Below are 17,202 nucleotides of genomic sequence, written 5' to 3' on the forward strand. Positions count from 1 at the left end.
TATGACCTCCTACTTAATTAATATTGCTGATATCCAGATCTTCATCTGAAATGTATTTATAATTTTCTCTGTTCATTATATCATAAATCGCTGGCACAATATACAGCGTTGTTAAAGTTGCATAAACAAGTCCGCCGATACAAACAAGGGCTACCGGCTGCATCATATCAGTTCCTGTTGAATTTCCAAATGCCATGACAATCAAGCCCAAAATCGTAGTCAGCGATGTCATGAGAATCGGACGCATACGAGTCATACCCGCTTCGACGATGGCATCTCTCTTGGATGCACCACCTGCACGCAATTGATTGATGTAGTCCACCAGCACAATGCCGTTATTTACGATAATACCCGTCAGCATAACCATACCAATCATGGCGATGACACTGATTTCCTTGCCGAAAATCAGCAGTGCCAATAGACCTCCCGTAAATGCCAGCGGAATGGTGAACATAATGATAAACGGTGATTTCAGTGACTGGAACTGCGCCACCATAATCAGGTATACGAAGACAATTCCCAGAAGCAACATAAGCACTAAATCACTCATAGCATCCATGATTTCTTCGTTTTCACCGTCAAACTCGATGGTTGCTCCTTCCGGCAGCTTGTAATCTGCTACAGCCTGCTTCGCCGCGTCCGTCACCTTCGTGATATTGTAGCCTTCCTGCAAACTCGCCGATACCGTTAAAAATCTGCTCTGGTTGTCTCGGTTGATAGCTTTTAAGGTTTCCTTTTCCGTCAAATCCGCAATGTCGGAAAGCTTCACTTCCTTTTCAATGCCTGCGCTGTCGGTCACCGTTAGAGTCAGATTTCTGATATCCTTTGTTGTCAGCTGGCTTTTCTGCTCAGAAGAAACAATAACGTCATAATTGTCGTCCTGCCATGTCACAGTAGTTGCCGTATCCTCATAGGTCATAGCATCCACGATAGCCGCGTAAACCTGCGCAACTGTAAGACCTTCCTTCATTGCAGCAGTTTTCTTTACTGTAAAGTGGTACTCTTTGTCAGATTCCTGCACACCACTTTCAACTTCTTCGATTCCTTCAACGGTTTCCAAAACGTCAGTGATTCCGTGAGCCGCTTCCTGCAGATTATCAAGATCACCGCTGTAGACTTTGATGGAAACCCCTGCGCCACCCATGGCAGTGGTAAAGTCGCCCATGGAAGAGCCAGAGGCAGTAACCTCTGCTTCCATATCTTCGCAAAGGCTGTTAATTTCTGCTGCAATGGCACTGCTGTCAGTCTCACTTTCCGCCTCCAGCATAATATACAGGGATACGGACTGCTCTGAGGAGGAATTTCCCATCATGCTGTCGCCGCCCATCATTGCACCAACTGTTTCTACGCCGTTCACGTTCTGAATCCGCTTGATAGCCTCGTCTGCCTGTTCTTTGGTTTCCTCTAAGGTGCTGCCCTTCGGCATTGTTACCGTTGCTTGAATCTGCGGCGAACTCATCTCCGGCATGAATATAAATCCTTTTGACAGGCTCATATATACACTACCTGCCAAAAGTACTACTGCAAGAAGAAGTACCGGTAACTTATGACGCAGCACAAAGGTAACGGACTGCTTATATTTTTCCAGAACTGCAAGGAAAAAATTCCCTTCCGTTTCTCTGGTCTTTACCAGTAATTTAGAGGCCATAGCCGGTACTAAAGTCAGTGCAATAATCAAACTAGCTGCCAAGGTATATGTCACTGTCAGCGCCATATCGGTAAATAGCTGTTTAGTAAGTCCATCCGTAAAGATAATCGGCACAAATACACAGACCGTTGTCAACGTTGACGCCGTAATAGCAGCACCCACCTGTTTTGCACCTGCCACTGCTGCCTTTGGAGCAGGAACCCCCTGCCGCCGCAGACGAACGATATTTTCAATCACAACAACGGAGTTGTCGACCAGCATTCCTACAGACACTGCAAGCCCTGACATAGAAATCAGGTTGATGGAAATGCCGGAGAAATACATTAAAAGTATAGCAAATATGATACTGATTGGAATGCTGCAGAGCGTAATCAATGTCGGCTTGATTCCTCGGAGGAACAGGAACAACACGATAATCGCAAAGAGCGCACCCCAAAGCAAACTGCTCAAAATAGAAGTTACAACCAGCTTTATGTAATCACCCTGATCCATCAGCGTTGTAAAATGCAGACCTTCGTATTCCTTGGCAAGCTGATCAAACTTTTCCTGCAGATTTTCACAGGTCTCCGCCGTCGCAAAATTAGACTGTTTTGAGAAAGTCAGCACAATGCCATCTTCCCCATTAATTTTTGCATAAAGGTCCTCGCTGTTATCGCTGATGAATACATCAGCAACATCCTCGACGTAAACCTTTCCTACGCTATCCACGCCAGAATCAAAGAGGAACAGGTTCTTCGCCTGCTTCTCTGTGGTTATTTGATCTCCTACGCTGAGCAGCACATTATTCCCATTCTCCACGATATAGCCAGCCGGCATGGAAAAGTTCTGCGCCTGCAAAATGCCGGAAATCATATCAGTCGTAATTTTATCTCCGATATTGGCGCTTTCTCGCGCTTTGCTGGACTGAGAATCCAGCTGCACCTGTGCAGATTTTAACTGCTTATCCGCTTCGGAAAGCTGCGAACTTGTCTTTTCAAGCTGTTTTTCATTCTTTGTAAGCTCCGCTTCCGCCGTTTTAAGGGCAGCCGCCTGCTTTTCATACTCGCCCTCCGGCAGAAAATCCTTGCCTGCTTCCAACTGTTCTTTTGCCTTTTTAAGTTCTTCCTTACCTTCGGCAATCTGGTTCTTTCCCTCTTCCAGTTTTTTCTTGCCGTCAGTCACCTTAGCCTTCTGGTTGTCCAGCTGGTTCTGGGCATCGGCAAGCTGACTGTTGACTGACGCTAAAATCTTGTTGTTCAGTTTGTCAATCTTGTCCTGACTGATGACAACGTTTACTTTTTCTTCCAGAATCCCGGAGGAATTTATGCTTGCAACACCAGCAGTTCCCTCTAATCTATTCAAAAGCGTATCACTGACAAAAGCGGATAACTCCGCTCTTTCTTTTCCTTCATAATCTACTGCAGCAACACTGACTGGAATCATGTTGGGATTAATTTTCATAATCGTGGTAGAACCTACCCCATCATCAAAGCTACCCTCCACCAGATTGATTTTCTGTAAAATATCTGAAGAAACAGTATCCATATTCACACTATTTTCAAATTCCAGAACTACCATAGCATAGTTAGCATTGGAAACAGATTGTACACTTTTTATATCCGTCAAAGTTGCCAGACTCTGCTCCATAGGTCTGGTTACTCCGGTTTCCACCTTTTCCGGTGTCGCACCCGGATACGGCGTTACAACCACTACATACGGCATATCGATATCCGGAAACAAATCTGGCGTCATCTTCGTATATGATACGATTCCCGTCATTAAAATAAGGATGACTGCAACAAAAACCGTAAATGGCTTTTTAACGCTAAATCTCGACATGTTTTTCCCTTTCTTATACCCAAATTTTAAGGCTTTGTCTCAAAAAACGACACTCAGCCACAACTTAAAATTATATATGGCAGAGTGTCTATTGTCAATGAAATCAACCGTTCTTTCAGTAAAATTCGCACAAAGTTCACATAAAAAAACTTATTTTTTCTGTGATATTTTCCAAACTGCATCAACGGCCCTTTTGATGTCCTTTCCCGTGTTGAATGGTCCAACACTAAGTCGAACGGCACCGGTATCCCAAGTTCCAATCGTTCTGTGCGCAAGGCCTGCACAGTGATAGCCGCTTCTGACTGCAATTCCAAACTCCCTGTTCAGTCTGTCTGCAACTTCCTCGCACTCAATGCCGCGAATATTGAACAAGCTGATTCCTGTCTTCTGCTCCGACACCGGCCCATATAAATCTACACAATTCATATTGCGAATCGCATTGTCAAATTGACAAATCAGCTGTCTTTCATGGTACGCAATCGCGTGAATTCCCACTTTTTCCACTACTGATGCCGCATAGCCCAGCCCTATGATTCCCGGTGCATTGACAGTCCCCGCTTCAAAGCCTTCCGGAAAGTCCGCAGGCTGCAGTCTGCTTCTTGATTCTGTTCCGGTTCCTCCGTAAAGCAGCGGCTGCAGTTCTATTTCCTCGGAAACATAAAGACATCCGGTGCCAAGAGGTCCAAGCAATCCTTTATGCCCAGGAAAAGCCATCATGGAAATTCCCAGTTCCTCCACGTTCAAAGGCATACAGCCCGCAGCCTGGGCAGCGTCCAAAAGCAGCGGAATTCCTTTTTCTTTGGCAATCCCGGCAACCTCTTTGATTGGCATGATACTTCCTGTCACGTTGGATGCCGCCGTCATCACAATAAGTCTCGTCTTTTCTGTGATGGCATTTCCTATCGCCTGCCCGCTCACACACCCCTCTATATTTCCACATACAATGGAGTGCTGCACCCCTCTATCTTCCAGCGCCTTCAAAGGTCTCAGCACTGAGTTATGTTCCATGGAGGTGGTGACAACGTGATCCCCATTGCGCAAGAATCCGTACATTGCCAGATTCAAACTCTCCGTGGTATTTTTTGTAAATAACAGTCTGCCTGGATTTTTAATACTAAAAAGCTTTGCCACCTGTTTTCTTGCCTCATAAATCTTTTCCCCTGTCTTCATGGACATAGCATGACCTGACCTGCCTGGATTTCCGCAATAATGCAGCATGCAGTCTTCCATTATATAGGTCATACCCTTTGGTTTGGGAAATGACGTTGCTCCATTGTCAAGATATATCATCCGTTTCACCCCGCAAAAAAAATAATGGAGGATTTTATCTCCTCCATTATCTTATTCCGCGTGTCTATGCAATGTGTGTGTTTTTTTAAATTTTTTCATTTCCATGATACCATCTACCAATTCCGGAAAATATCTCACCCAATAAACTAGCAAAAATACCATATGAATCCAAGACGGCAGCCGTTTTATGAACACCACCAGCAGCGGATTCAATTGCAAAATCAATATCCATGCACCGAAACCTGCCAAAATTGGATAATACCATTTTAAGTGAATCACCTTTGCACCGCAAAATCCATTAATCACAAGGGCGCTCAAAAGCCACATTACAAGCCCCACAGCAATTCCCAAAACGAAAATGCTGATAAAAGAGACCGTCGGATTCAGCGTAAAATTCTCTTCAAGAAAAGCATTTCCATATAGAATTCCAAGGGCACCAAAGCCAAAAGCGCTCAAATAAGGTCCGTAGCAAACTCCCCTATTCTGAAAGCCTTTGTTTTGCAGCGCAAACAGAAACACTTCAAAAATCCATCCCGCAATGCTGTAAATTGAAAACAAAAGTAAAATTTCGTATAGCTGATAGTCCATTTCTCTACTCTCCGTGTGATATGATACCGCTGCCGCTGATTGGAATCACTTCTCCCCCCAGCACCGATTCCGGTTTCCCCATAACCTTAAAGTAATCCTTCACTCGTGCCATAACTTCCCTAATCTCTCTCATAGGCTGCCCCGCATAAGTAAACTGATCTGAAGCAGCGCCAAATACATCCAGCCCCAGTTCATCACCGATATACAGTGCTCTGTATTCATGATAGGTCTGGGTCACTACAATGATAGTTTGTGCCGAAAAAATGTCCTTTGCCCGGTACATGGAGTCATAAGTGGAAAATCCCGCATGGTCACAGAAAATGTCTTCTTCCGGCACACCGGCTTTCTTTACATAATTCAGCATGACATGAATCTCATTATGACTTTCCGTTCCATTGTCGCCGGAAAGAAGAATCTTCGGCGCAACGCCCTCCTGGTAAAGCATAATGCCCAAGTCCAGTCTGTCCTTTAACATCGGCGTCGGCGTTTCGTCATCTTTAATTCCCGCGCCCAGCACTAAAATGCAGTCTGCGCCTTTATCCTTAAGTCTCTCGATATCCGAAGAAGCAAGCACAGACTCCTCCTCAGTAACGGCGCACAGGATATTATCCTTCTGCGATTTTACGATATGGTTATTTATAGTCATACTGGCAATTCCGATGATGCAGCCAAGGGCGATGACTGCAAAAATACATCTGCCTATGAATTTCTTAATTTTACTCACCTCTTGTATATGGTTTTTGCAAAAAACTGAAAAATATGTTACAATCGTTTATAGTATAACATATGGGACTATATATTATCAATAACAGCCGTTGCGGCAGGAGCTCTACAAAATGAAAAAATTTCTTATTTCAACTGAAAATCCTTACGAAGTCTTAATCGGCGAAGCTTTACTCAAGGACGCAGGTGCTTATATCAGCACTTGTATTCCTCCTTGCCATCTTTGCATTATTACAGACAGCACGGTCAACAGTATTTATTCCCAGGTCATCATGACATCATTAATGGAGCACGGATACCGCACCTCCAAAGTAGTTTTTCCTGCAGGCGAACATTCCAAGAATTTGAACACTTACTCCAATATCCTGGAAGCTATGGCGGACGAAAGTCTCAACCGCTCCGACGGCATTATCGCCCTCGGCGGCGGCGTTGTCGGCGATATGGCAGGCTTTGTTGCTGCCACCTATATGCGCGGCATTCCGTACATTCAAATCCCGACCACTTATATGTCTGCGATAGATGCTGCTGTCGGCGGCAAAACGGGCATCAATCTGCTCTCCGGAAAAAATCTGGTCGGTGCTATCTGGCAGCCTTCCCTGGTACTGTGCGACTACAAAACCTTTGACAGTCTGCCGCCTTCCAAACTACAGGACGGTGTTGCGGAAGCCATTAAATGTGCTGTCGTTGCAGAGTCCTCTCTGATTGAACATATTAAAGCACAAGATTACGAATACGTCATTGAACGCTGTGTTTCCATCAAAAAATCCGTTGTCGAAGCCGATGAACGGGACATGGGTCTGCGCCAGATTCTCAACTTCGGTCATACGATTGGGCACGGTCTTGAAAAACTCAGTGCTTTTTCCATACCTCACGGAAAAGCCATTGCAAAAGGCATGGTCGTAGAAGCGAAAGCAGCTTTCAGGCAAGGTCTCACCAATGTAGATATCAGCGGCGATCTGACCGAAATTCTCACCAATCTCGGTTTCGATTTGTCTGTTGATTATCCCCTCGAGGATTTATACCGTTTCGCCTTGATGGACAAAAAAATCAGCGGTGATAAAATTACCATGATTATTCCCGAAGCTATCGGAAAATGCAGACTTCAGAAGATTTCCCTTTCAGAGCTTCACAAGTTCATAGAGCTGGGTCTGCAGCCATAAATACGATTTAAAGTATATAAAGAGCGTGAGTCACTGACAATACACGCTCTTTTCTTTTAACTTCTTATTAGGTGATACAGACTTATTTGCTGTCTTTTCCCGCAAAAAATTCTTCTCTCAGCATGGAAAACACCATCGAATCACGCAGACTTCCATCATAGATTTTATAGTATCTGCGAATGGTACCCTCATAGGTAAAGCCACACTTTTCAATAATACGCTGAGAACGCCTGTTGACTCTGCTGGTACAGATTCCAACCTGATCCAGTCCCAGTTCCTCAAAGGCAAAACGAAGCACTTCCTTTGCCGCCTCTGTCATATATCCTTTGCCCCAGTGTTCCTCCGCCAGATTATATCCCAGTTCCCTGCTGTTAGCCTCAGGTCTGATATTATCTGGCTCCAGCGCAATAACGCCGACCACTCTGTCATCGCCTTTAATACAAATCGCCCAAGCTTCAGGCGGCATAAAAATTTCCTCTATAATTTTTCTGGAATCTTCCACGCTTTTATGAGGCGCCCAGCCTGCAGGCGGTCCTACGTTAGGATTGCTCGCATAAGCATACACATCTTCTGCGTCTTCAGGGGTAAACATTCTAAGGTTCAGTCGTTCTGTTTCCAAAGATTTCATGGTTTTCCTCCGTTCGCGTTTACTCTGTAGTACTGATAATTTCTTTATTAGACTTATCTATCTGGCTGACCTTCATATTTTCTGCGTCAGCAGGGTCAACTTCCTCCTGCAGTCCCAGAAGACTCGGTCCAAGATAAATGGTTCTCAAGGTTTCTCCGTTAAGGGTTACCTTGCTGTATTCCGTAAAGTTCTGTCCTTTAATGTAATACTTTCCACCGATATTGACTACCTTATCAATTTTGATTTTCTTTACACCCAGAGTCATTTTGGCCCTTTCAAACGGATTTTCTCCGCCGTAAATATAGCCTTTTCCATAGTACATATCATACCCCAGCGCTTTCAGATTATCCAGATAATCTGCTGCATCATGGTCTTTTGTCTGATGATACTTTACAGTAGTTCCGGTATGAATATCTACCCGGTTCAAAACTTCTGCTGCAAGCTGATATGCCGCTAAATTTTTATCCCTTTTTTCCATCGGGAAATTGCTCCACATGATATATTCCGTTTGGTACAGATTGTCCTCGGCATAAATATCTTCCGTTATATCCAGTGCCGGAATATGGTCACCGTACATAACCAGAATTACGTCCTCATCATAAGCTTCAAGGGCTTCCGTCAGTTCCTTAATGAACAAATCCATCTCATAAATCTGATTGACATAGTACTCATACTGCCATTTGATATCTTCATTCGGCGCATCCGTGACCTGGATTTTTGGATTCTTGATGATCTGCTCAGTCGGATATTTTCCATGTCCCTGTACGGAAATGGTATAGATATAATCTCTTTCCTCAGTCAGCTCCATGGTTTCCAGAATTTGTTCCGTCAATATGCTATCCTTCGCCCAGTTTTTCGGCGTTTTCGGCACGTCACTCATGTATTCCAGTGAAGTAAAGCTGTCGTAACCGATATTGGCAAACACATCATTTCTGTTATAGAAAAGGGCTCTGTGGTTATGCACCGCATGGGTCTTATAGCCCAAGGATTTTAGGTCAAAGGCAAGGCTCTCCCCGGTCCTCTCTTTCAGAATGGACTTAAACGGATATTCGCCCGGTCCAAAGAACTTAACGCTGATTCCGGTCATCACTTCAAATTCCGTGTTGGCAGTTCCCGCGCCGCAGGCAGGAACGGTGAGTTTGCCAGTGGTATATTTCTGCTTCATTCTGCGGAAGTTCGGCACCGCGTCCGCTGAAAGCTCAATATGCTTAAACATGGATGGATCCACAAAAGATTCCAATTGAAGGAATAGAATATTCGGGTGATTTTCATCCTCGTCACTTTCAACCAGCTTCATGGTACCATCTTCATTGTACTGATCCTTATCAAAGAGGCCCTTAATCATTTTTTCATCGTATCCTGCAGGCTTTGCAATTCCGGTATTGAGCCAGGTGTTCACAAAGCAGTACGGCACACCGTAGTCCTCATAGGCATACGCCAGATTTCCAAAAAAAGTACTCAGTACTCCGATACGAATCAGCCCAAAAGTCATCACAAAGGTCAATGCAATGACTACAACTGCAGCGGTCAGATTCCTCTTCCACTGTATTGGCTCTTTCTTCTTCGGTCCCTTAATCCAAAGAAGCAGCAGCGCTGTTGCCGCCAGCAAAATGCCGCCAGCAATAAGAATAATTTCGGTTTTGCTGAAATAATTGGTTAAAATCGTTGCCCCGTCGGCGAGATTGCTCAAATCCTTTACTGTAAACGGTGTCATTCTCTGCATGAGAATAATACCGTTGGTAATGCCGATTCCCATCCATACGATGGTGACCACTGTTACCACAAATACCCTTCGTTTAAAAAGGGTTGCAATAATCAAAGTTGCAAAGATCAGCAGCGTATTATAAAAGAATACAACCGGACTGTGCAGTAAAAACTCAAAACCTCCAAGACCTTTTCTTGCCAGTGTTTCTATGGCAAAGTTAAGTACAAAAGCCCATACTGCGCAGAAGGCAAAACTGTTTTTTAATCTTTTCTGATAAAATTGCTGCAATTTCTCCATGTTACTATCCCTCACTTTATTTCCCTTTTGCCAGGTGGTTTGCAATCGCTGCAAATTCACTCAATGACAGAGTCTCAGCCCGTCTCTTTTCATCAATCCCAGTGCCTGCCAGACACGTTTTTATCTCTTCCTTTGTAAAATCGCCTAATTGCGATAATGAGTTAGAAAGGGTCTTTCTTCGCTGTCCAAAGCCCGCCTTAATGCAGCGGAAAAACAACTGCTCGTCCACAAGTTCTACCGGCTTTTCCAATCTAAGGTCAAGACGTAGCACCGCTGAATCCACCTTCGGTGCAGGAAAGAACACTTCCTTTGGTACTGTTGCCACTGTCACCACCGTGCAGTAATACTGCACCGCTGCAGATAAAGCGCCGTAAGCCTTGGTGCCTGGCCCAGCCTTGATTCTGTCTGCCACTTCCTTTTGCATCATGATGGTAATGCTGTCCGCCGCTACATGGCTTTCCAAAAGCCCCATGATAATCGGCGTGGTAATATAGTAAGGCAGATTGCCTATAATTTTCGTTTTCTTACAGCCTGAAGCTGCAATAACTGCGTTTAAATCCGCTTTCAGCACATCTTTATTGATAATCTCAATGTTGTCAAACTCCTTCAGCGTATCCCGCAAAATCGGAATTAGATTCCTGTCGATTTCAACAGCGACAACCTTCTTCGCAAGCTGCGCCGCCTCTGCAGTCAAAACACCAATTCCCGGCCCGATTTCGATGACTAAATCCTCATCAGTAATTTCCGTGGCTTCAATAATCTTGTCGATGATGTTCTTGTCAGTCAAGAAATTCTGACCAAGACTTTTTGACAGCTTAAAACCGTATTTATCCTTAATTTCTCGAATGGTCGAGGGTGCATATAATTTCATGTAAGTTCCTTTACTCTCTGATAAAATTCCTCTTTTGTAATGTGAAACTGGTTCAGTTTCCGCAGGAATGTCTTCGTATTTCCATAGCCAATGGAAAGAAGATTCCCAAGCTGTTCTCTCCGCTCCTTAGCCTCCGGCGTTCCCGCCAATCTGCAAGCAGTCAAATCCTCCATGGTAAAAAGCTGCTGAGAATCGGACGCTGTACAGCGCGCGTGTTCCAGCGCTTCTATGATATCTTCAGGTTTTGCATTTTCTACGCCCACATTGCCTTTCTTCAGTGCCTTTCCCTTAGGCAGAAAGGCCTGCTTGCAGCCTGGAAAACGCTCCGCCACTTTTCTTCTAATTTTTTCGCCGGCATAATCCGGATCTGTAAATATAATTATGCCCTGTTCATTATACGCCTTTTCGATGAGAGGCCACATAGAATCCGGCATACCGAAACCGTGCGTTTCAATGGTCATTGCTGACACTGCCCGCCTGATTGCCGCCGTATCGTCTCTGCCCTCTACAATGATAGCCTCTTTAATTGTCTTTTTCGTCGTTTCCATTGCTGTCATCTTTGTCCTGTTCTTTATCTAAAACAAATAAAATTTCTCCCGGTTTAATCATGCGCAGCTGAATTCTCGCCTGTTCTTCAATATATTCCAAATCGTTTACATTTTCAAGTTCAGCTTCCAATGCTTCTTGCTGCTGCAAAAGATTTTGATTTTCTTCCTGCAGGCTTTTTTGCTCTGCCCTCAAATCAAAGACATTTTTTATGGACATTCCAACGACCGCTATTAGTATCACTACTATAACGGTCAGGATTAATCTGCCTTGATTCAGTTTTACTCTTTTTTTCTTTCGGACAGTGCCGGCAGTGCTGACAGTTTCGGCTTTGCCTGTTTCACTTTTTCGCATTTCTGCTTCCGTAAACTGCTTAACTCTCCCTTTTTTCCTCTTCTTCATACCTGTGTACCCAACTTTTAGTTCTCTTTCAGTATACCACAAATGCCTTTTTTCCACAAGAATATGCCGCCTAGCATAGCCGCAAGCCCATACAAAGTCACAACACCATGAGACGCCCTATACAAAAACCTGTAGAACAGAAACGCTGCAAATATCCAAAAAGCAAAGTAGATAACTGTTTGAACCCGCCGTCTGTTTCCGCAGCATTTCATCAAATAATTTCTCGCTTCAAAGGTAATCATGATGCCAATTCCACAGCCGAACATAATCAGCAGCTGAAACAGTTCTCTCTGAATCAGCGCTGTCATTTTCGAAACCTGTCAAAAAGTTTTGTCTTTGCTTTTTTCTTTGTATAGGTCAGCGCTTCAATCTCGCCTGTGGCGACTAACTTCCCCTCTTCCAAATCCAGCACTTCAATATGCAAATTTTTTCCGGAAATTACTAGTCCCTCATCTGCTAAATCAGCCAGAATTGTTTCTTCATCAAATGCATCCACCGCTGTCACTGCGCTCACCATAAGCCGGCTCTTGTTTTCCAGCTCAATCACATGATTTTCCATCGCACAGACCTCCTTTTATTGGTAAGTATATGCCGGAAAATCCGAAATTTTCCCGAAAAGACTTTGCCGCCTGCATTTAGGTACATGCTGGTGTTCTTAAAAACAGCGTATTTATAAATAGTTAAATGGATCTACAGCAGTACCATTCTTTACAATCTCAAAGTGACAATGAGATCCGTAGCTGTTTCCTGTATTTCCTACTTCTCCGATTTTCTGACCCTGATATACTTTGTCACCCACGCTGACATTAATTGCACTGCAGTGTCCGTATCTGGTCCTCATTCCGCTGCCATGGTCAATTTCTATAAATAGCCCGTAGCCGCTGTACCAGCCTGCGTAAACCACTGTACCTCCGTCTGAAGCATGAATCGGTGTACCTGTCGGACATGCCAAATCCAGTCCGTCATGATTACGTCCCCATCTCCATCCGAATTCCGACGTCAGTGTATACCCAGATACCGGCATAATAAAGGTACCTGTCGGTGCCGTCTTCGGTAGTTTCTTGGTTCCTTTTATTACGATTTTCTTTACGGATTTTTTGATGGTTTCCGTCTTTAAAACTTCTTTTCCGACTTCTTCCCCGTTTTCTCTGATGATTCTAGCCGTCACCACTCGTTTTCCGTTGACGCCTTTCTGAATCACTTTAGTCACATTTTCGTACAGGGAATCATCTTCCCTATATTCTGTCTTATATTTTACCTTTTCCGCATAGGTTGCTTCTTCTTCCGTCACTACAGTTAATGCTGGAACTGCCTGAGAAATCAGGATTTCATCACCTGGGAAAAGAGAATCCTCTTTCAATTTTGGATTGTTTTCCTTTAGTTCTTCAAAGGTCGTATCAAACTTGCTGGTAATTCCCGAATAAGTGTCGCCTGCCTTTACTACATAAACCTTCTCCTTGGAACCGCCGTCCATAATCTTTGATACGGCTTCCTTCTTGCCGCTGATATAAGCAAGCTTCGTGTCCATCTGCCTGATTTCTACGTTTTCTTTAAAACCAACACGCAGATATTTTATCTCACCTTCACCGTCCATGAAAGATTTCTGCACATTGCGCAGTGCAGCATTAGCAGCATCCTTGCTTTCGCAGATGACAAAACACTGTCCGTCTATATAAATGCCGTAAGCCTGTGCTTCCATGTCGGTCATGTAAGTAAGTCTCTTCAGTACCGTGTCAATGTCATCAATATCCTTATCCAAAACTACCACATTTTTGAAGCTGATGTTTTCATCAGCTTCAATATGAATCTGTGACCCGTACTCTTTACTCAGCTCGGCACTGACCAAATCCAGAATCTTAATGACATCCTCCTGATTCTTTACATAGCCCAGTACTTTGCCGTTATAAGAATACTGAAAACCTGTAGCATAGTTGAACATAGCTACCATGGCAACCGCTACCAGCACAAATCCTGCAAAGTGGCTTAAAATACTCTTTTTATGGTCGATAAAGCTCTTCCGGTTCCTGTGAATGGCGCTGGCTGTATGATATCTCATGATAAGCCACAGCCTGTCCACTCGTTCCTGTGTATGATCATGGAACGTCACGACGCCAGCTGCACCGCTAATGATGAGCTGCCAAAAGGAAACAAGCCATTTGTCGAAGCGAATCTGCGCCTCGTCATGCCAGGTAATAATCCCTGCCGCAACGTCCACTATTTTTCTAAACTTTTTTTCTTTATCCATATTTCCGCCTCTTCCGTACGCTGCTTAATACAAGAACAACGCTCTCCCAGATCTGTCATTCCAGTATCGCTGCACTTCTCACAAGCGTACTTTATGTCGGTGTAATCCATCTCAAAATTGTTTTCCGTCAGCACCACTGCACGTTCTGCTGCCAGCTCGTCCATAATGCTGTTTATCTTCTTACTCTCGTTCTCTGAAGAGCCTAAAATCAGCGCCTTAGAAAGCTGGGATCCCATCCTGCGGATTTCCTCATCAATGTCTTTAATTCTAGGCAGCTTCTGATAAACTTCCTGTTTTCTCTCTTCCGCCTCTTTCTCTGCCTTATCCCGCAAGTAATCGTAATACTGGTTGAGCACTGCCTGAGTCACCACAATCTTGGTGTTGACATCCACGCCTTTGCTCTGCGCTTCGTCTCTCCAGTTTTCTAAAACCTTGTTGACATAGTTAAAATTCGGACTGGATATACCGGCTGTCTTTGTACAGGCTTCCAACACTCTGTCCATAGAGTAGCCCATACGCTCAAACCAGTTATCCATCATTTCTTTTTCTGCTTCTGTAGCATTTCTGGTAAAACCAAGAGCTTTAAGCACTCTTCTGTAGCGGTAATATTTTTCGTCCATCTCCTGCAGTTTTTCGCTAATCTGATCTGTGGACTGAAGCCCTTCTTCGGTCCATCCTTTTACCACACTTTCGATATACCGCATGCTGGTCTTGTTCTTGTCGATAGAATATTTTACTGCTGTAAAAACCACCTCAGGGCTAGCGCCGTAATCGGTAAGCCATTTCATAATCTGACCCAGCTCAGAAGAGTCCAGAGTCCGTCCCAAAGCTTTTTCGATATCTTTAAACATAACTTTGACTTCCGGATTTCCGAAGACATTGTCACCTTTCGGTCTGCTTGCTTCCCCCCGTACAGGTGCAGTGTTTTTCCCATACAGCTGCTCCTTCAGACTGAGAAATTCCACAATAAAGCTAACGTTGCCCTGTGTATCAAAGTAACGCTTTCTTATAACGCCTCGCTCTTCCCAATATTCCCAGGCTTCCCGCACTTTCTCCTCAGAAAGTCCCAGCTGTTTTGCTATCGCTTTTTCCGTAATTTCAAGACCGTGTTCTGCATACATACTCGCATACAGATATACCTTCACAAAATCTCCGGGCGCGGATGGCATATATTCGTTGATAAAAATATTTTCTACTTTTGTATCCAGCAGAAAAAAGTCTTTGATTTTTTCTTTTATAAAGTTCATAAATACTCGCCCTTATGCTTCTTTATTCAGCGCGCAAAGCAATTCTTCTATGTCAAGACCATGTCCCTCTGCCGCTTCATGCAAAGTTTCCTGCACTGCTCCGGGACAACCGGTGCAAAGCAGTCCATACTCTTCAAAAATCAATTCCATCTCTTCGTTAAGATTCAAAACATCACAAACCTTCATATCCCCTGTAATTTTCATAAGCAACTCTCTTTCAGATACAAATCACTATAAACTACGCTTTATCACTGAACTTGGTGTATCTTGCCACCCAAGTCAAATCAAAGGTTTCGGTCGGCCCACTTCTGTGTTTTGCAAGATTCACCTCACAGACACCCGGTTTTTCTGAGTTTTCCTTATTATAATAGTCGTCACGATACAGGAACATAACCATATCGGCGTCCTGTTCGATAGATCCGGATTCACGCAGGTCAGACAGAATCGGTCTATGATCCTGTCTTTGTTCCGGTGCACGGGAAAGCTGAGAAAGTACCATTACAGGACAATCCATCTCTCTTGCCAGCAATTTTAAATATCTGGACAGATTACTGATTTCCTGCTGTCTGCTGTCTGCTCTCCCCTCTGCCTTCATCAGCTGCAGATAGTCGATAATGACAAGATCCAGACCCTTTTCAGATTTCAGTCTTCGGCACTTATTTTTCATTTCAAGTACACTGATACCTGGTGTATCGTCAATATGTAAATTGGTTTTGGACAAAGAGTCCAGCGCCATATTAATTCTGTCCCAGTCGTTTCGCTCCAGACTTCCCGTTTTCAACTTCTGCATTTCTACGCGGGACTCCATAGCCAGAAGTCTCTGTCCAAGCTGTTCTTTGGACATTTCCAAACTGAAAATCAGCACGCTGGCACCGGATTTTACTGCTGCGTTCTGGGCGATATTCAAAACAAAGGCAGTCTTTCCCATAGCAGGTCTTGCCGCAATAATAACAAGGTCAGATCGCTGCAACCCGCTTGTCAGCTCATCCAGCCGTTTAAATCCCGTGGAAAGTCCGATGACCTGTCCCTGCGTCTGTATTGCTCTGTCTATCATCGCTACATTTTCTATGAGAACTTCTTTAATAGGCGCAAAATCGCTGCGCTGACCTTTCTGGGCGATTTCAAAAATGCCCTTTTCAGCGTAGTCCAAAATATCAGAAGCCGCCATGGATTCTTCATAGCCTTTCTCTCTGATATCCTCAGCGGTCTGAATCAATCTGCGCATAGAGGCTTTTTCAGAAACAATCTTGGCATACTCCGCAGCACTGCTGGGTGCAGGAGCAACCGATGACAAGCTGGCGATATAGACTCTGCCGCCGACCATTTCAAGCGACTTTCTCTTGCGCAGTTCCTCACAGACCGTTACAATGTCCACCGGTACATTATTTCTGAATAGCTCAATCATCACAGTGAAAATCTCTTTATGCGCTGCGTCATAAAAATCCTCTGGTGTAATATGGTCAATAACATCGGAAAGCGCGTCCTTGCTCAGCATGGCTGAGCCTAAAACAGACTTCTCCGCTTCCGTATTATGGGGTGGAATTTTCTCAACCATGTAGATTCCTCTCTATACTATCAGTCAATCAGTTTTAGTCGGTTACTTCAACGGTCAGCTTACCGGATACTTCCGGATACAATTTCACATCAATTTCAAATCTGCCAATACTCTTAATTGGGTTTTTCATCTGAATTTTTTTCTTATCGATGGTAAGACCGGTCTGCTTTTTCGTTTCGTCAGCAATATCCTTGGAAGTAATGGAGCCGAAAAGTCTGCCGCCTTCACCGGACTTAGTCTTGATAATAACAGTTACATCTTCCAGCTTCTTTGCAAGTTCTTCTGCCGCCGCTTTTTCTTCTGCCTTTTTCTGTGCCAGCAGTTCTTTCTGCTTCTCAAGACTTCTGATATTGCCATCGGTCGCCTCGGTTGCATACCCTTTCGGCAGCAGCATGTTTCTTGCGTATCCATCGCTGACTTTTACTACATCACCAGCTTTACCAGTACCTTTTACATCTCTATTTAAAATTACAATCATC

The 17,202-nt window shown here is 44.1% G+C and carries 17 protein-coding genes; 1 reads left to right on the top strand and 16 read right to left on the bottom strand.

The features are described 5' to 3' along the window. Positions 1–13: 13 nt before the first annotated feature. The 4 genes from V1225_RS02385 to V1225_RS02400 all read right to left on the bottom strand — a co-directional run bounded on the left by V1225_RS02385 (position 14) and on the right by V1225_RS02400 (position 6,068). Positions 14–3,466, bottom strand: a complete 3,453-nt coding sequence (locus V1225_RS02385) for an efflux RND transporter permease subunit (RefSeq protein ID WP_338547505.1) — start codon at positions 3,464–3,466, stop codon at positions 14–16. Between the two features lie 150 nt (positions 3,467–3,616). Beyond that, positions 3,617–4,756, bottom strand: coding sequence for an aminotransferase class V-fold PLP-dependent enzyme (locus V1225_RS02390; RefSeq protein ID WP_160200978.1), 1,140 nt, complete (start codon positions 4,754–4,756; stop codon positions 3,617–3,619). 51 nt (positions 4,757–4,807) lie between these two features. Next, positions 4,808–5,344 carry a hypothetical protein gene (locus V1225_RS02395; protein ID WP_160200979.1) on the bottom strand — a complete coding sequence of 179 codons (537 nt, stop codon included), beginning with the start codon at positions 5,342–5,344 and terminating at the stop codon, positions 4,808–4,810. Between the two features lie 4 nt (positions 5,345–5,348). Then, positions 5,349–6,068, bottom strand: a complete 720-nt coding sequence (locus V1225_RS02400; RefSeq protein WP_251614014.1) for an ElyC/SanA/YdcF family protein — start codon at positions 6,066–6,068, stop codon at positions 5,349–5,351. A 112-nt stretch (positions 6,069–6,180) separates the two neighbouring features. On the opposite strand from V1225_RS02400, the gene aroB reads away from it, so the two are divergent. Further along, positions 6,181–7,227, top strand: a complete 1,047-nt coding sequence (aroB, locus tag V1225_RS02405) for a 3-dehydroquinate synthase (RefSeq protein WP_161908778.1) — start codon at positions 6,181–6,183, stop codon at positions 7,225–7,227. A gap of 82 nt (positions 7,228–7,309) precedes the next feature. Here aroB and V1225_RS02410 read toward each other — a convergent pair whose 3' ends face one another. The 12 genes from V1225_RS02410 to rplI all read right to left on the bottom strand — a co-directional run bounded on the left by V1225_RS02410 (position 7,310) and on the right by rplI (position 17,201). Then, entirely contained in the window at positions 7,310–7,855 is a 546-nt protein-coding gene (locus V1225_RS02410) for a GNAT family protein (RefSeq protein ID WP_160200982.1), read from the bottom strand. A gap of 19 nt (positions 7,856–7,874) precedes the next feature. Continuing rightward, entirely contained in the window at positions 7,875–9,857 is a 1,983-nt protein-coding gene (locus V1225_RS02415) for an LTA synthase family protein (RefSeq protein ID WP_160200983.1), read from the bottom strand. A 16-nt stretch (positions 9,858–9,873) separates the two neighbouring features. After that, on the bottom strand, positions 9,874–10,728 hold the full coding sequence (gene rsmA, locus V1225_RS02420) for a 16S rRNA (adenine(1518)-N(6)/adenine(1519)-N(6))-dimethyltransferase RsmA (protein ID WP_160200984.1): 855 nt from the start codon (positions 10,726–10,728) through the stop codon (positions 9,874–9,876). Further along, complete coding sequence (gene rnmV / locus V1225_RS02425; RefSeq protein WP_243153689.1) at positions 10,725–11,285, bottom strand: ribonuclease M5; 561 nt, start codon at positions 11,283–11,285, stop codon at positions 10,725–10,727. Before rnmV ends, rsmA begins: the two co-directional genes overlap by 4 nt. Then, positions 11,251–11,676 carry a septum formation initiator family protein gene (locus tag V1225_RS02430; protein ID WP_160200986.1) on the bottom strand — a complete coding sequence of 142 codons (426 nt, stop codon included), beginning with the start codon at positions 11,674–11,676 and terminating at the stop codon, positions 11,251–11,253. The genes rnmV and V1225_RS02430 overlap by 35 nt, the downstream gene beginning before the upstream one ends. Positions 11,677–11,693: 17 nt before the next feature. After that, a complete protein-coding gene (gene yabQ / locus V1225_RS02435) occupies positions 11,694–11,984 on the bottom strand; it encodes a spore cortex biosynthesis protein YabQ (RefSeq protein ID WP_251614020.1) in 291 nt (96 codons plus the stop codon). Continuing rightward, entirely contained in the window at positions 11,981–12,235 is a 255-nt protein-coding gene (locus V1225_RS02440; protein WP_160200988.1) for a YabP/YqfC family sporulation protein, read from the bottom strand. The genes yabQ and V1225_RS02440 overlap by 4 nt, the downstream gene beginning before the upstream one ends. Positions 12,236–12,346: 111 nt before the next feature. Continuing rightward, positions 12,347–13,921 carry a M23 family metallopeptidase gene (locus tag V1225_RS02445; RefSeq protein ID WP_160200989.1) on the bottom strand — a complete coding sequence of 525 codons (1,575 nt, stop codon included), beginning with the start codon at positions 13,919–13,921 and terminating at the stop codon, positions 12,347–12,349. Then, positions 13,891–15,168, bottom strand: coding sequence for a DnaD domain protein (locus tag V1225_RS02450; protein WP_160200990.1), 1,278 nt, complete (start codon positions 15,166–15,168; stop codon positions 13,891–13,893). Before V1225_RS02450 ends, V1225_RS02445 begins: the two co-directional genes overlap by 31 nt. Positions 15,169–15,180: 12 nt before the next feature. After that, positions 15,181–15,372 (bottom strand): DUF1858 domain-containing protein, encoded by a 192-nt coding sequence (locus tag V1225_RS02455; RefSeq protein ID WP_160200991.1) that lies wholly within the window; start codon positions 15,370–15,372, stop codon positions 15,181–15,183. 34 nt (positions 15,373–15,406) lie between these two features. Beyond that, positions 15,407–16,723 (bottom strand): replicative DNA helicase, encoded by a 1,317-nt coding sequence (gene dnaB / locus V1225_RS02460; RefSeq protein ID WP_160200992.1) that lies wholly within the window; start codon positions 16,721–16,723, stop codon positions 15,407–15,409. 34 nt (positions 16,724–16,757) lie between these two features. Further along, the gene (rplI, locus tag V1225_RS02465) at positions 16,758–17,201 is read right to left on the bottom strand and encodes a 50S ribosomal protein L9 (RefSeq protein ID WP_160200993.1); all 444 of its coding nucleotides are present in this window, start codon (positions 17,199–17,201) and stop codon (positions 16,758–16,760) included. Position 17,202 lies beyond the last annotated feature (1 nt).

Origin of the sequence: Emergencia sp. JLR.KK010 (assembly GCF_037018265.1) — a bacterium.
Taxonomy (GTDB): Bacteria; Bacillota; Clostridia; order Peptostreptococcales; family Anaerovoracaceae; genus Senimuribacter; species Senimuribacter intestinalis.

What these genes read in the sequence shown, in the direction of transcription:
- V1225_RS02440 (WP_160200988.1), bottom strand. Translation starts at nt 12,235, where the DNA reads ATGGAAAATCATGTGATTGAGCTGGAAAACAAGAGCCGGCTTATGGTG.
- rnmV (WP_243153689.1), bottom strand. Translation starts at nt 11,285, where the DNA reads ATGACAGCAATGGAAACGACGAAAAAGACAATTAAAGAGGCTATCATT.
- yabQ (WP_251614020.1), bottom strand. Translation starts at nt 11,984, where the DNA reads ATGACAGCGCTGATTCAGAGAGAACTGTTTCAGCTGCTGATTATGTTC.
- V1225_RS02415 (WP_160200983.1), bottom strand. Translation starts at nt 9,857, where the DNA reads ATGGAGAAATTGCAGCAATTTTATCAGAAAAGATTAAAAAACAGTTTT.
- V1225_RS02430 (WP_160200986.1), bottom strand. Translation starts at nt 11,676, where the DNA reads ATGAAGAAGAGGAAAAAAGGGAGAGTTAAGCAGTTTACGGAAGCAGAA.
- dnaB (WP_160200992.1), bottom strand. Translation starts at nt 16,723, where the DNA reads ATGGTTGAGAAAATTCCACCCCATAATACGGAAGCGGAGAAGTCTGTT.
- rplI (WP_160200993.1), bottom strand. Translation starts at nt 17,201, where the DNA reads ATGATTGTAATTTTAAATAGAGATGTAAAAGGTACTGGTAAAGCTGGT.
- V1225_RS02390 (WP_160200978.1), bottom strand. Translation starts at nt 4,756, where the DNA reads ATGATATATCTTGACAATGGAGCAACGTCATTTCCCAAACCAAAGGGT.
- aroB (WP_161908778.1), top strand. Translation starts at nt 6,181, where the DNA reads ATGAAAAAATTTCTTATTTCAACTGAAAATCCTTACGAAGTCTTAATC.
- V1225_RS02385 (WP_338547505.1), bottom strand. Translation starts at nt 3,466, where the DNA reads ATGTCGAGATTTAGCGTTAAAAAGCCATTTACGGTTTTTGTTGCAGTC.
- V1225_RS02445 (WP_160200989.1), bottom strand. Translation starts at nt 13,921, where the DNA reads ATGGATAAAGAAAAAAAGTTTAGAAAAATAGTGGACGTTGCGGCAGGG.
- V1225_RS02395 (WP_160200979.1), bottom strand. Translation starts at nt 5,344, where the DNA reads ATGGACTATCAGCTATACGAAATTTTACTTTTGTTTTCAATTTACAGC.
- V1225_RS02455 (WP_160200991.1), bottom strand. Translation starts at nt 15,372, where the DNA reads ATGAAAATTACAGGGGATATGAAGGTTTGTGATGTTTTGAATCTTAAC.
- V1225_RS02410 (WP_160200982.1), bottom strand. Translation starts at nt 7,855, where the DNA reads ATGAAATCTTTGGAAACAGAACGACTGAACCTTAGAATGTTTACCCCT.
- V1225_RS02450 (WP_160200990.1), bottom strand. Translation starts at nt 15,168, where the DNA reads ATGAACTTTATAAAAGAAAAAATCAAAGACTTTTTTCTGCTGGATACA.
- rsmA (WP_160200984.1), bottom strand. Translation starts at nt 10,728, where the DNA reads ATGAAATTATATGCACCCTCGACCATTCGAGAAATTAAGGATAAATAC.